This window comes from Fuscovulum ytuae (genome assembly GCF_029953595.1).
Taxonomy (GTDB): Bacteria; Pseudomonadota; Alphaproteobacteria; order Rhodobacterales; family Rhodobacteraceae; genus Paragemmobacter; species Paragemmobacter ytuae.
In genome coordinates, this window is record NZ_CP124536.1 from 30,016 (window position 1) to 44,286 (window position 14,271).

Genomic DNA, 14,271 nt, shown 5'->3' on the forward strand with positions numbered 1-14,271 from the left:
TAGAACATAACAGGAACAAAATCAAGCCGAAGCTCTGGCGCGCGTCGGTTCGAGAGGGAGAGATGGGCGGGGGAAGATCAGGCCTGAGGGTGCCCGAGAGAGAGGGTGTCTGGGCCTGTCCCTGTCCCTCATTCCGGAGTTTCCCGATGACTTATCTCGCGCCTGTTGCGCCTCCCGTTCTCGTTTCCTCTCGCGATCCCGCGTCCGCGATCCTCGCCGTGGCCGAGGCTTTGCAGCCCGATCTCGCTCAAGGCTTCCAGATTGACGCGCTGCGTCTGCGGCTGGAGATGGAGCGCGCATTTGGCGGCTCCGATGCCGATGGCGCCTGGGATTGGAAGCTTGCCTATGAGGCGGGCGAGGTGGGGCAGGTCCTCTTCCTGCGGAAGTTCGGCCGCGCGCTTCTGGCCCGGGCGGGCTCACCTGCCGCGTTGCTGCCGATCCTCACCAAGGTGGCGGGCCTCTTGCCGACGCATACCCGGCGCTCGGAGGAGATGGAGCGCTTCCAGCAATTCTCGACGCCGCTGCCGATGGGACTGGCGGCTCTCGCTGCAGCGCAGATCACCCCGCGTGACCTGGTCCTCGAGCCTTCGGCCGGGACCGGGCTTCTGGCGATCCTCGCCGAGATCGCGGGCGGCAGTTTCGCTCTGAACGAGCTGGCCGAGACCCGAGCCGATCTTCTGCGTCACCTTTTCCTGGGGTGCCCTGTCACCCGTTTCGACGGCGCGCAGATCGACGATCACCTCGACGCAGGATTTCGCCCGAGCGTTATCCTGATGAACCCGCCGTTTTCGGCTGTGGCCAATGTCGATGGTCGGACGACCGAGGCGACGGCCCGGCATCTTCGCTCGGCGCTTGCGCGACTGGCCCCCGGTGGTCGGCTGGTCGCCATCACCGGTGCCGGTTTCGCGCCGGATGCGCCCGCCTGGGCGGAAACCTTTGCCCGCCTGACCGAGACCGCGCATCTGGTCTTTACGGGTGCGGTGTCCGGTGCCGCCTTCGCCAAGCACGGCACCAGCTTCGAGACGCGGATTTCGGTCTTCGACAAGTGCCGGGGCGGTGAGCCGGGCGGCATCACCCTCGAACTGGCGCGCCCGATATCGCCCGATGTCGCCACCTTGCTCTCGCAGATTGCAGCCTCTGTCCCACCGCGCCTCGCGTTGGACCCGGACGTAGTAGCAGCAATTCGCCCCACCTCTCCCTTCCCGGGAAATCCTGCCCGCGCCACGCGCGCTGCCATCAGCACAACGCGCGCGACTCCTGCGGCCCAGCCCCACCACTCCAGCGCACAAATCGAGGCCGAAGATCTGGCCTACACGCTGCGCGATGCCACTGCGGAGGCCAATACCGCGCGCCTTTCTGACGCGATCTACGAGACCTTCCGGCTGCAGGCGATCGACATCCCCGGCGCAGCCCCGCACCCGACCAAGCTCGTGCAATCGGCGGCTATGGCTTCGGTTACGCCCCCGAAACCCTCCTATCGTCCCAAACTGCCCGCCGCCGTGCTACGCGACGGCATGCTCTCCGACGCGCAGCTCGAGACAGTCATCTACGCGGGTGAGGCGCATGGCGCGTATCTCGCCGGCTCCTGGACCGTCGATGAGACCGGCGACATGGTCTCAGCCGCCCCCGACAATGCCGCGGACGCTGTCCGCTTCCGCCGCGGCTTCTTCCTTGGCGACGGTACCGGGGCGGGCAAGGGCCGCCAGTCGGCAGGGATCCTGCTCGACAACTGGTGCCAGGGCCGCCGCAAGGCGCTCTGGATCTCGAAGAGCGACAAGCTGCTGGAGGATGCGCAGCGCGACTGGGCAGCGGTTGGCCAGGAGCGTCTTCTGGTGACGCCGCTCTCGCGCTTTGCCCAAGGCCGCGACATCCCGCTGACCGAAGGCGTCCTTTTCACCACCTACGCCACGCTGCGCTCCGAAGAACGCGGCGCCAAGAAATCCCGCGTCGATCAGATCGTAGACTGGCTCGGGGCGGATTTCGACGGAGTAATCCTGTTCGATGAAAGCCATGCCATGGCCAATGCCGCAGGGTCCAAGGGCGAGCGCGGCGATACGGAGGCCTCGCAGCAGGGCAGGGCGGGCCTGCGCCTGCAGCACAAGCTGGCGAATGCCCGCGTGGTCTACGTCTCTGCCACGGGAGCCACGACGGTGCACAATCTCGCCTATGCGCAGCGGCTCGGCCTCTGGGGCGGCGAGGATTTTCCGTTCGCGACACGGGCGGAATTCGTGCAAGCCATCGAAGCGGGCGGCGTCGCTGCGATGGAGGTTCTCGCCCGCGACCTGCGGTCGCTTGGTCTCTACACCGCCCGGTCGCTCTCCTATGACGGCGTCGAATATGAGATGCTCGAGCATGCGCTGACCCCTGAGCAACGCGGCATCTACGATGCCTATGCCGGGGCCTTCGCCATCATCCACAACAACCTCGCGGCCGCCATGGAGGCTGCGAACATCACCGGAGAGTCTGGTACTCTGAACCGCCAGGCCAAGTCCGCTGCCCGCTCGGCCTTCGAGTCCGCCAAGCAGCGCTTCTTCGGCCATCTGCTGACCAGCCTGAAAACCCCGACCCTGATCGCCGCCATCGATGCCGATCTCGCCGCAGGCCATGCGGCCGTCATCCAGATCGTCTCGACCGGCGAGGCACTGATGGAGCGCCGCCTGTCGGAGATCCCGACCGAGGAGTGGAACGACATCCGCGTCGACATCACGCCACGGGAATACGTCCTGGACTACCTCGCCCATTCATTTCCGGTGCAGCTCTATGAGCCCTTCACCGACAGCGAGGGCAATCTGTCCTCTCGGCCTGTGGTGCGTGATGGCCAGCCGGTCGAATGCCGCGAGGCCGCCCGCAGGCGCGATGCCCTGATTGAAAAGCTGGCCTCGCTTCCTCCCGTCCCGGGCGCGCTCGACCAGATCGTCCAGCGCTTCGGCACCGATCTTGTGGCCGAGGTAACGGGCCGCTCGCGCCGCATCGTGCGCAAGGGCGAGGGGCACGCCGCGCGGCTTGTCGTCGAAAGCCGTGCCGGCTCGGCCAACCTGTCCGAGACCGCCGCCTTCATGGATGATCAGAAGCGCGTCCTGGTCTTCTCTGATGCTGGCGGCACGGGTCGCAGCTATCACGCCGATCTCGGCGCCAAGAACCAGCGCCTGCGGGTCCATTACCTTTTGGAGCCCGGTTGGAAAGCCGATGCGGCCATCCAAGGCCTCGGGCGGACCAACCGCACCAATCAGGCGCAGCCGCCGCTGTTCCGCCCCGTCGCCACCGATGTGAAAGCAGAAAAGCGGTTCCTGTCGACCATCGCGCGCCGCCTCGACACGCTCGGCGCCATCACGCGGGGTCAGCGTCAGACCGGGGGCCAGGGGCTGTTCCGGCCCGAGGACAACCTCGAGTCGCTCTATGCCCGAGACGCACTGCGTCAGCTCTACCGCCGCATCTATCGCGGCGATGTGGCGGGTTGTTCGCTCGGGGCCTTCGAGGATGCCACCGGTCTCAGCCTGACCGATGACAATGGTCTGAGGGACGACCTGCCGCCGATCACGACCTTCCTCAATCGCCTGCTCGCGCTGACGATCGACATGCAGGCCGTGCTCTTTTCGGCCTTCGAGCAATTGCTCGACCAGCGGATCGAGGGCGCCATCGCTGCTGGGGTCTACGACGTCGGGCTCGAGACGCTGCGCGCCGAAAGCTTCCGCGTCACGGATGCGCGGGTGATCTACACACATCCCGGCTCCGGCGCGGAAACCCAGCTCCTGACCATCGCGGAGAAGCGGCGCAACACGCCGACCTCGCTTGCGGATGCACTCGACTGGCTCGACGACCCAAAAGCACGCCTGCTGCTCAACAGCCGCTCGGGCCGGGCCGCGGTAAAGGTGCCCGCCACCAGCCTGATGCTGGATGACGGCGCCATCGAGCCCCGCCTGCGCTTGATCCGACCGACGGAGGCCAGCACGGTTCCGGCCAGGATCATGGACGATACCCACTGGCTCGAAGCCAACCGCGCGGCCTTTATCGCCGCCTGGACCGCGGAACTGGCCGAGGTGCCGGAGTTCAGCGAGTCCACCCTGCACATCGTGGCGGGTCTCCTGCTGCCTATCTGGAAGCAGCTCCCCCAAGATGAGACCCGCGTCTACCGCCTGCAGACCGATGACGGGCAGCGCATCATCGGCCGCCGGGTCTCGCCCGCCTGGGTCGCGTCGACGCTTGCTGACGATGCGCAGAAGCTCACGGCGTCGCAGGTCCATGCCCTTGTTGTTGAGGGTAAGACCGTCGTGCGGCTCGCCGAGGGGATGGAACTCTACCGATCCCGCGTCATGGGCGTGAACCGGATCGAACTCTCCGGGTTCACCGAAGCCGCCAAGGACCGGCTCAAGGCAGATGGCTTTTTCTCGGAGATCATCAGCTGGAAGCTAAGGCTATTTTGCCCGACTGATCCTACCGGCATCGCGGTACTGGAGCGTCTGCTTGTACGTTGTCCTGTGACGGGACTACATGCACGCGGAGGTTGTTGACCCATGTATTCCGAGACCGAAGATGTGATCCGAGCTTTGGCGGAGAATGCTGAAGGCGTCTGTCGCGCTTACCTTCCCGCCGGACGGCGGGAGGGATCCTACTGGATCGTGGGCGATTTGCAGAACAACCCTGGCCGGTCGCTCTTTGTACGGTTGACTGGGCCCGCGTCGGGACCGGGCGCGGCCGGCAAGTTCACCGACGGAGCCACGGGCGAGCATGGCGATCTTCTCGACATCATCCGCGAGAGGACCGGGATCTCGCGCTTTCCCGACCTTCTGGCTGAAGCCCGGGCGCATCTGGGCCGTCCGCAGCCAGTCCTCCCGGATAAGCAAGTGCAAAGGAAGGCCAAGGCCGCAGGAGGCACGCCAGCGGCGGCGGCGCGTCTGTTTGCAGCCTCTATGCCGGTCGCAGGCACGCTTGCCGACACCTACCTCCGCGCCCGCGGCCTGACCCAAGGCGGCAGGATGAGCGCCCTGCGCTTCCACCCGAAGTGCTGGCATCGGGATGAGGGCCAGACCCGGAGCTTCCCCAGACCGGCGCTGATCGCCGCGGTCACCGATGGGGCAGGGGCCCTGCAGGGCGTGCATCGCACCTGGCTTGCGCCTGACGGACAGGGGAAGGCGCGGGTCGAGACGCAGCGGCGTGCCATGGGTCACCTTCTCGGCAATGCCGTCAGGCTGACCCCGCATGACGACATCCTCGTGGTCGGTGAAGGCATCGAGACCATGCTGTCCCTGGTCGAGGCAGTGCCGGGCCTTCCCGTCTGGGCGGCGCTCTCGTCCGGTCACCTCGGGGCGGTCCTGCCGCCGGAGGGTTTGCAGCGCCTCTACATCGCCATCGATCGCGATCCGGCCGGCCAACGCGCGGCGGAGAGGTTGAGCGCCAGAGCCCTTGACGCCGGGATTGGTTGCCATGTGCTGGAACCGCTTCTCGGGGATTTCAACGATGATCTCCGGGCATACGGCAAGGAGGCGCTGCGCCAGCATCTGGCAGGGCAGATCGAGCCCGAGGATTGGCATCGCCTGACAGGCTGATCCGCGTCGCGTAGGGGGCGGTCGGGGATATCGGGGCAGGGGTCACGGGTCCCTGTCGTGGCTCTGGACCGTCGCCTAGCCTCTTCCCGGGCAAACTCATCCACCCGTCCCCCGAGCGGCCTTCAAGAGATGGGCAGGCGGCCGTCAAAGGGGCCGCCCCTTCAAGGACGGGGAGCGACTGATTTCCGCCGACGGGGGCGAGCCCCGCCTTTGCATCGCGAAAGACAAATCAGTCGCCCCCCGACCTCCTCCACATGCGTTCCGGCCCCGAAAGGGGGTGAAGGGGCGTCCCCTCCCACGGCTTTCGCAGCCCATGAAGGCCGCGCGGGATGACGCGCGGACCAGACAGGCCCGGAGGCAAGAAGAAGATGACGATCCACACCCACGACGATGCGTATGAACCCGCCCATACCGCATCCCAGACCGCCCATGCGCTCGACGAGCTGCAGCTCTACGGCTACCGCCCCTTTGACGAGCCAGATCCGCGCCCGATGCCCGATGGGCAGCGCCTTGCGGTCGCCGTTGCCGACATCTTCGACGCCCTCGTTGCGACCCTCGAAGACACCCGCATGGAGCCCGACCTCGAAGAGGTGCTCTGGGGCCAGGTCAACCTCTTTCACCGCGCCACGGCCCGGATCGAGCGGTCGCTCGATGAAAACGAGCAGGCGCAGCGCCGCCTCCAGCGCGAGCAGGACGGCTCCGAGGTGAAATCCACCGAACTCGAGCGCCTGACGGTCGAAGGCCTGACGCTGATCGAACGGCGCAACTGCATGGACATGATGCGCGATCACGCCGCGACCGAGTTCGTCCATCACACGGGATCGACCTGGCGGCCCCGCACCGGTTCGATGGTGAACCGCCAGCACATGACCGCGGCGCTGATCGACAGTCGCGACTTCCTGGCCGCCAAGCGCCGCGCGGAGACCGAGGTGATGCTGCCCGCAGGCCCCAAGGTCGCCCTCACCGGCGGGACCGACTTCAACGATCACCGCCTGATCTGGGGCAAGCTCGACCAGGTCCGGACCAAGTATCCCGACATGGTTCTCCTGCACGGTGGAAGCCCCAAGGGCGCCGAACTCATCGCCGCCAAATGGGCCGAGGCCCGCGGCGTGACGCAGGTTGCCTTCAAGCCTGACTGGACCAAGCACGCCAAGGCTGCGCCCTTCAAGCGCAACGACGCCATGCTCGAAGTGCTGCCCGTGGGCGTCCTCGTCTTCCCAGGCAATGGCATCCAGGAGAACCTCGCCGACAAGGCCAAAAAGCTCGGTATCCCGGTCATGAAGTTCGAGAAGGGGGCGTGAGCCCCCAACTAGTTCAAACACGTCTTCAGTCAGTCGGTTGGCTGCACTTAATCGAAAAGTTGGGCTCTTCTATTCAGTGCTGCCTCCTGAACCCACGAAGCATGATCCGGACTGGAACATCCCCGACATCGGATGGAACACTCGGCAGCGGCACTACGACCTGCGCAATAGGTGCCTGTAGCTTAGTGTAGCGCCCGAGGCGTTTGTAAGGATAGCCTGTTAGTACTGCGACCAGGGTCGGAAGCGCCCGGTCCAATTCCTCCCTGTCGACCAGCCATCGCGAAGCAAGGTTGGCCTTGAACCGTGCCACATCCCCGTCGGCTTCCCCGAAGCAGTCCGCTGCCTCCTTCCACATAGAAAGGAAGTCTTCACGAACATGGACGCCAGCGATGGCGAGGTTGCCCCCGATCAGGACTTCGTTGAGGAACTGGAGCAATTCGGTTTCTGCCCGCTTCACGGTTGGCCCATGCGTATTGAGCTCCCGTGCAAGGCCTTCGGTCGTGATGCGGACTTCCACCGGGTGGGACGTTCGGCGCGCGAAGATGATCGGTGATCTGCCTACCGGATTTCCGATCTCAAGCAACTTGGTCAATGCGGGATTGAGCATCTGAAGGAATGTCTGGGGCGTGCCGGTCCTTTCATCGGGCAACACGGTGGTTCCCGTTTTGGCGAGGTAGTTGTCCCAATCAATTCCTGTGACATCGTCAATCCCACCTTCAAGGCATGTCAAATGATCGATGGCGGCACGGAAGTGACTTCCGCTTGCCCGGGAGATCGAACCTGTCCGGATCGCGTCGACAAATTGTCCGAGAGTTGCAATCCCATGGCCTTCGAGCGTTCTGACCGCCTTGCCGATCTGAAGCCTTCGCAGGGGCAAGGTGGCCGTCGTAACCGGGAGGTTCAGGAACTCCTTTCCGAGGCGGACACCGTCCCCGAGTGATCTTCCGGACGGAACATCGCCGGTCATGATCGTGATGATGAAGGGAAGGTGATCAGTTAGAAGAGCTGCGTCGACCTGCCATACCTCCGCTAGGCCATCGAGAAGGGCCGAGTTGGAAATCTCGTCCGCTCCCGAGAACCTGTCCGCCGCCGCGCGCCAAAAGCCTGCAAAGGAGGGCCGGAAGTGGACATCGAAGTTGCTGTAGTCATCGTCCAGCAGGGCGGCGACCATCCACTTCAAAAAACGGCTCTCGATCTGCCGCACCCGCTCCCTCGTCAAATTGACCCCGTCGGTGGTGCCCACTTCCTCAAGCGTCGCGCGCAGATGCGGAAGGCGTGACAGTCTTCGGTCGATGATGAGTTTCAGCACGTCATCATCGAGCTTTTGCCCGATCTCCGCGATCACATCCGAGAGGCCGGCGACAAACGAGTTTCCGTCGGCGGGATCGCCTGCCTCGGGCAGCAGCGGGATTCCTGCGCCATAGCAGTATCGCCCCCAGTCGACATCACCATTTTCCACCTGTGCCCCGGCAAGAAGGTGGATTCGTGTTTCCATCATGTTAACCGTCGCACGACCGATCCCGGCGAGGGACAGGAGTGACTGGAACGCGTCTGCTGCCTGCCCGATTGTCCGGATGCCATGGGCTTCGAGAGTCGAGGTCTTCGACCCGAGATGAAGGACACCGAGATGAAGCGCGCGCGCTCTCTCTCCAATGTCAAAAGTTGGCTGAAATTCTACTTCGGAAATTGGCACCTGCCCTGCAAGAGGAAAGCGGGCCGAAAGGATCTCAGCGGAAACCCGACCCTCCCGGAGGTCCCTTATCAGTTTAACGATTGTCTCAAATAGTTCGGACCACTTCTTGGCCCCCATCCCCGGCACTTCCGGAAGGCCCTCCCGCAGACCCTTCGCCAGACACCCGAGTGTCGCGTATCCGGCCCGTTGCAGCATGGCGCCGGCGTTCCCGAAGTTCGACTTCCCTATCCCGCAGACAGGGTTTTCCGGTGTGAATTCCTCGAGTTCTGGACAGGTGAGGAACCGGTGATGGAACCGATGGTCATTCCCCGCCCAATAGGTCAGCCAGTCGACGTCCCGGGGGCCGCAAACTGTGGCCAAGCCCTCGAGGGCTGCGATCGCCGCAAGGCCCTCCTTGGTCGGGTAACGTTCCTTTCCCAGTTCAGCGACCAACAAGGCGATGCTCATGGCTCCGCGCCGCCGGAGCGCGTCCGTTGTCAGCTCGTCCAGTTGGAGGTGTTCGATCTTGAGTTCACCAAGCCGAGTAAGCAAGTAGGGGAAAGACATCCGCCTTTGTCCTCAGTGAACACGGCGCCAGCCACGAAGCTGGATCCGCGCCGAAAGCTCGCGGTCATCCGGACGCCCATACTCCGCCTTAATGACCGACACCGTGTAAACTGAGCTACCAGTCTCCTTCGCGATTTCGAATACGTCCCCTTCCTTCGCCCCTGCGTTCCGGAACCACGCTGTCATGTATGTGATGCGGTATTCATTCCTTGTGCCCCTCGGGTCATGGAGCTTGTTGTTGTAATAGACGAACCTGAATCTGTGCGTGCCACCATAAGGATCCGTGCAGCTGAGCCAAGCATCGGGGTTTTTCACAGAAGGATCGAGATGCGGCAGGAATTCGAGCAGGTCCCTTTCGCCCTTCGGGATAAGGACGCCACCTTGGTGGCCGCCGGTCGTCCCGACGTCGTTGGCGCTGAGTGTCTTGCGGAATGCGGTTCTCGTCATCTGCTCACCGGTTCAATGCTGAGGGCACGCCTCAGGTCTTCCCCGTCGCGAGTCGAGACGGGGGTGATCTCGTTTCCAAGCTCTTGTTTCCATTTCGATCTGTCCAGCATGACCCGCTCGACGGTATCTTCGTAGAAGAGCCGGTAGACGGTCACGGGCAACGTCTGACCCCGCCGGTGCGCCCGTGCACTGGCCTGGTCCTCGAGGGCGGGGTTCCAAACAGGTGTGAAGTGTATGACGACTGTCGCAGCCGTGATGTTAAGGCCGGCCCCCGCCGCTTTGGGGTTCAGGACAAGACAGCCAGGCCCGTCATGTTCCGAGAACCTGTCAATGATGGCTTGCCGTTCCGCTTGCGGTGTCGAGCCGTTGATGGCGTCCCAAAATACACGATTGCCTGGTGCGCAGGCCTCGCGGAACAGGTCGCCGAGACGGTTGAACAGCGCGAAGACGATGACTTTTCTGTCATTTTCGAAGGCTTCCCTGAGGATGCTCACAAGCCGTTCGATCTTCGGTGTCACAAGAGGTGTGTGCTCCCCGCGTTCTACATCTGCGTCCTCACCGACCTCGTCCGATGGATCCCTGAGGCGGAGCCACGGGTGGGCACAGAACAACTGAAGCTGGAGGGTGGCGACCAGTGCACCGGCGACCGGGTAGCGCGCCATCGTGTCTGCGCGCACTTGGCGATATTGCTGGACGAGAGTCTCATCGAGCTCGATCGGGAGATCAATGTCGATGCGCTCGGGCAGATCCCCGGCGACGTCCGCCACGCGGCGCCTGAGGATGATCGGATCGGTGATCGCGTTCAGTGCCCTGGCGGCCTCGACAGTATCCGGATAGGCGGCCTCGAACTGGCTGCGGGTTCCGAGCAGCCCCGGAACCGCGAAGTCCACGAGTGACCAGAGATCAAGGAGAGAGTTTTCCACCGGCGTCCCGGTCATGGGGATCGACTTCCGGCGCGGGATCGTGCCGATTTCCTGTCGGCGGTTCGAGTCCGGATTCTTGATCGACTGCGCCTCGTCGCAAATGACCCATGACCATTCGAAGGCGCTTAAGAGGGCTACGTCATTCACCATGGTGTCGTAAGTCGTGACAACCACGTCCGCCGTCTGCAACCCGCGGAAGACGCCTGTCCTATGCGGCCCCCTGTGGACGAGCACCGAGAGCGAGGGGGCGAACTTTTCGATCTCGCGGACCCAGTTCGCAATCAGGCTCGTCGGGCAGATGATCAAGGCGGGAGAGGCCGTTCCGGGAGGATCGAGAAGCAGCAGTGCGATGACCTGCAAGGTTTTTCCCAAGCCCATCTGGTCGGCGAGGATAAGGCCTCCCGTCCGGGATGCCGTCCGGTGCATCCATTGGATGCCGCGCGCCTGATAGGGGAAGAGGGTCGCGTTAAGACCGGGGATGTCGATCACCTCAGGGAGGCCCTCGGCCGCATCCTTGCCGGCTTGCCGGAAGCGCTTGGTCGCGAAGACCGGAAGTGGTCCGGTGGAAGACAGGAGTGATATCGCCTTGCCATAGGGCAAGTCGGCCGGATCATCACCACCGAGCAGCTCGGCAAAGATGTCCGGGACATCTCTCGAGACCGGCCGCAGCACGGAGCCGTCTGCCACCCATGCATGCCGCGGGGAAGGGGTCGGCAGGATCCTTCTCTGCCCCCTCAAGACCCGGACACCCACGGTTTCGGCAACGATCCGACCTTCGACCCGGTCTAGCCTGACCTCACAGTCAATCACCTCGTCAGCCCGCGTGTAACCCGGCAGCGGCATGTTCGACAGTTCTTGGAAGCTGGCCGGGAGCGAGACGAATTCATCCATCCTTCCGCCTCATGATCTCTGCCAACTCCTCCGGGGTATGCGGAACCGGGCGCTTTGTATGGACAGCCCTGTGGCAACAGGGGCAGAGCGGGACAAGATCGCTGACAGGGTCGTATGGTCGCGGGGAGGAGAGCAGCCCAAGCGGCTCAAGATGGTGGACCTCGATGATGCTGCCCGCATCACCATAGACATCATGTGGATCGGCGCGGCAAACCGCACATCTATGCCCATGCAACCTGATGCAAAGAAGCCGGTTGCGGAGGTTCCGTTCCCGGCGGTTTACAACCACCCGGCTGAGCATGCCCTCGAATTCCGGTGCGGTATCCGGCACGGGGTCATTGACCGGATCGTAGCCGATGAGTTCCGCCATGGCCGCCATCATCGGGACGATGACTTCCCGGCAAGTGGCGACGATCGCCTCCTCGGTGTCAGGCTTGTGCCTGTCGTGACGGTAGAGGGCTGTCGCCTCGAAACCTCCGTCAAGGACCAGCCAAGACAAGGGATCCTGCCCCCTGATCTCCACCTTGCGGTCCGGGGATATGGAACGGAACAGGGCACGGGCCAAGGCGGTCTCCTCCTCGCCGGCCATGCGGATCTTGGACAGGGTGCTCCCCGAAAAAGAACCGAAGAACAGGCGGACAGAGTGTGACTTCAAGCCATGAGGAAGGATTTCTGCGACCGGACCATGCTTCTCGCCAAGTTCCGAGAACCATATCCGGATTCCCTGCCGGAGTTCACCCGCCACGAGGCCGACCGCGATTCCCGCCCCTGTGCCTTCGAGCAGTTCCCGTGCGATGAGTTCTCGTTGGCGGGCAAGCACGTCACCGATCCCTTGGCTCTTCAGCCTCTTCGAGGTCGGCATCGGTCGGCATCGGAACCGTCCGCAGGAGCTTCTTGAGGTTCGACGAGACAACGTCCCTGATGTCCGCGAAGATCGGCTGCATCTCGGGGTTGGAGAAGTCGACCTCAGCTGTGGCGAACGCCCATAGCAAGAGGTCCATTCCCTGGACCGAGTAGCCGCTGGCGCCTGCCCTCAGGTAGATCTTCTGATAGAAATCATGGTTCTTGTTGATCCGCACGCCTGGCACATGCCCGACCTCGCCTGTGCTGCGGAAGGCAGGTTCCCACAGTTCGCCGGAAGTGATGTCGTCGACCGCGTCTACATATACCTTGTCCGCAGCGACGTTGTTCTGAACCGGCTGATGCAGCTTGATCCTTGCGCCTTGGGTGTTGCGCACAACAGCCGTCTGGTTGGCCACGTCGACCTCTAGAACCACAGGCTTCTTGGCATTGGGGGCACTCGAAATGCTGACATTGGCGGAGCCATGATCGAGCGTTACCTGTGCGGCCCTCTCCTTCTCCTTGCGGCGATAGCGGTTCTCGGCCTCACGCCGGGCGTTGCCGAGCAACTTCTGCAGGTGCTCCTCGATCGCAGGGTCGAACAGGATCCGGGACTTCTTCACGTCGACATAGAATGCCTCGTCGAGGTCGTGGCCGAAATCGAACTCGATCCTCAGGAGGGACATGTGGGGTTCGAACGAGCCGTGCGCACCGAACACCCCGAGCCATCCACCTTGGTTGATAAGGCGACCTTCGCGGTAGATGTAGAAGCCTTGCCCCCTGTTCGTGATGTTTGCCCTTTTCCGTTCCTCTTCGGTCAAGGTGTTCGAGTTGGGAAGGATCCAAGCCTTTACGGTGGCGACGCCGGATCCCTCGCCATCCGCGAGGTCCATCTCGATCCGCTGCTGCTTTTCCGACAGCACCTGTTCCGCACGTTCGGGGAAGAACGGATTCCACGGCTCGACGGTCTCATTGTTGACAGTGATCAAGACGTTGCGCTGACGCGCATCCGTAGGGTCGAGGAAACGGTGGTAGATGAGAGCGATGTGTTCCTTGAGGCTAGACCGCAACCGCTTTATCGCCGCCTGCTCGTTGGCTCCGCCCGGTTCGTCGTAGTTTTTCGTCAGCAGACGGTCGCATTTGGACCAAACAACAAGTGTGCCTTTGTCTCCGCAGAGCTCGTCGAAGGCATCCGCCTCGTGCTGCTCGATGGGGTCCGCCCGCATCTCCCATTTTCCGGTCTCCTCGACATGGTCGAGATCCCACGCCAGCTTCGCGAGCGGGGCGTCTGGTGATTTCCGGGAAATCAGGGCGAAGCGGCGGCAGACGGAACTGGATGCGGTCTTGAGGCCGAGGCCGAATTTCCCGAGGCTGGCGAGATTGGCCCTCACCGGGGCGCCATACCGCATGGCCTTGTGGACGCCATCCTCGTCCATGCCATCCCCGTTGTCACCGAAGTAGACGAACTTGCGTCCGTCTGATGTCATCGCGATGCGGACATGAACCTCGTCCGCGTTCGCGGCGATCGAGTTGTCGATGATGTCTGCCGAAGCGGTCCGGAAATTGTAGCCGGTGTCGCGAAGCCCGAAGATCAGGCGCGAGGCATCCGGTTCGTTGATCAGGTCACGCACTTCCACCATCCTTCATTCCTGCCGAGGGTGCCAGTTTCGGGATCTCGCCGGCAACCTCTTGTTCTTGCAACCAAGATGCGATCTCGGATGCTGTCTTTTCAACCCTTTTCGCCCCGGTTGCGCACTCCCAGACGACGAGAACCCGCCAGCCGAGCAACTTGAGCGATACCAGAGCCCCCCTGTCCCGCTCGATGTTCCGGGCGATCTTTTCCTTCCAGAATGCCGAGTTGGTCTTGGGTATCCGGAAATCCCGGCAACCTTCGTGACCGTGCCAGAAGCAACCATGGATGAAGATGACGGCCCGATGCTTCGGCAGGGTCAGATCCGGTCGACCGGGAAGATCCTTCCTGTGGAGCCGGAAGCGGTAGCCGGCCCTGTGCAACGTCCTCCGGATTGCCATTTCCGGTGCCGTGTCCCGTGGACCGATCCGGGACATCATCTCGGATCGGCTCATCG

General features: G+C 63.3%; 9 protein-coding genes. 3 read left to right on the top strand and 6 right to left on the bottom strand.

From position 1 onward, the window contains the following. The first annotated feature begins 146 nt into the window (after window positions 1-146). The 3 genes from QF092_RS18820 to QF092_RS18830 all read left to right on the top strand — a co-directional run bounded on the left by QF092_RS18820 (window position 147) and on the right by QF092_RS18830 (window position 6,844). Window positions 147-4,508 carry a strawberry notch-like NTP hydrolase domain-containing protein gene (locus tag QF092_RS18820; RefSeq protein WP_281470333.1) on the top strand — a complete coding sequence of 1,454 codons (4,362 nt, stop codon included), beginning with the start codon at window positions 147-149 and terminating at the stop codon, window positions 4,506-4,508. 3 nt (window positions 4,509-4,511) lie between these two features. Continuing rightward, on the top strand, window positions 4,512-5,543 hold the full coding sequence (locus QF092_RS18825; RefSeq protein WP_281470335.1) for a DUF7146 domain-containing protein: 1,032 nt from the start codon (window positions 4,512-4,514) through the stop codon (window positions 5,541-5,543). Window positions 5,544-5,911: 368 nt separating this feature from the next. Beyond that, entirely contained in the window at window positions 5,912-6,844 is a 933-nt protein-coding gene (locus QF092_RS18830; RefSeq protein WP_281470337.1) for an SLOG family protein, read from the top strand. Between the two features lie 73 nt (window positions 6,845-6,917). Here the strand turns inward: QF092_RS18830 and QF092_RS18835 are convergent, their stop codons facing one another. From QF092_RS18835 to QF092_RS18860, 6 genes are read right to left on the bottom strand one after another with little or no spacing between them, the layout of a single operon-like run. Further along, window positions 6,918-9,083, bottom strand: coding sequence for a sigma factor-like helix-turn-helix DNA-binding protein (locus QF092_RS18835; RefSeq protein ID WP_281470338.1), 2,166 nt, complete (start codon window positions 9,081-9,083; stop codon window positions 6,918-6,920). 12 nt (window positions 9,084-9,095) lie between these two features. After that, window positions 9,096-9,530 carry an EcoRII N-terminal effector-binding domain-containing protein gene (locus QF092_RS18840; protein ID WP_281470340.1) on the bottom strand — a complete coding sequence of 145 codons (435 nt, stop codon included), beginning with the start codon at window positions 9,528-9,530 and terminating at the stop codon, window positions 9,096-9,098. After that, on the bottom strand, window positions 9,527-11,344 hold the full coding sequence (locus QF092_RS18845) for a DEAD/DEAH box helicase (RefSeq protein WP_281470342.1): 1,818 nt from the start codon (window positions 11,342-11,344) through the stop codon (window positions 9,527-9,529). The genes QF092_RS18840 and QF092_RS18845 overlap by 4 nt, the downstream gene beginning before the upstream one ends. Further along, on the bottom strand, window positions 11,337-12,206 hold the full coding sequence (locus tag QF092_RS18850) for an HNH endonuclease (protein ID WP_281470343.1): 870 nt from the start codon (window positions 12,204-12,206) through the stop codon (window positions 11,337-11,339). Before QF092_RS18850 ends, QF092_RS18845 begins: the two co-directional genes overlap by 8 nt. Next, window positions 12,166-13,815, bottom strand: coding sequence for an ATP-binding protein (locus QF092_RS18855; RefSeq protein WP_281470344.1), 1,650 nt, complete (start codon window positions 13,813-13,815; stop codon window positions 12,166-12,168). The genes QF092_RS18850 and QF092_RS18855 overlap by 41 nt, the downstream gene beginning before the upstream one ends. Continuing rightward, window positions 13,808-14,269: a very short patch repair endonuclease gene (locus QF092_RS18860; protein WP_205749076.1), complete on the bottom strand. Its 462-nt coding sequence runs from the start codon at window positions 14,267-14,269 to the stop codon at window positions 13,808-13,810. The genes QF092_RS18855 and QF092_RS18860 overlap by 8 nt, the downstream gene beginning before the upstream one ends. Window positions 14,270-14,271: the final 2 nt, after the last annotated feature.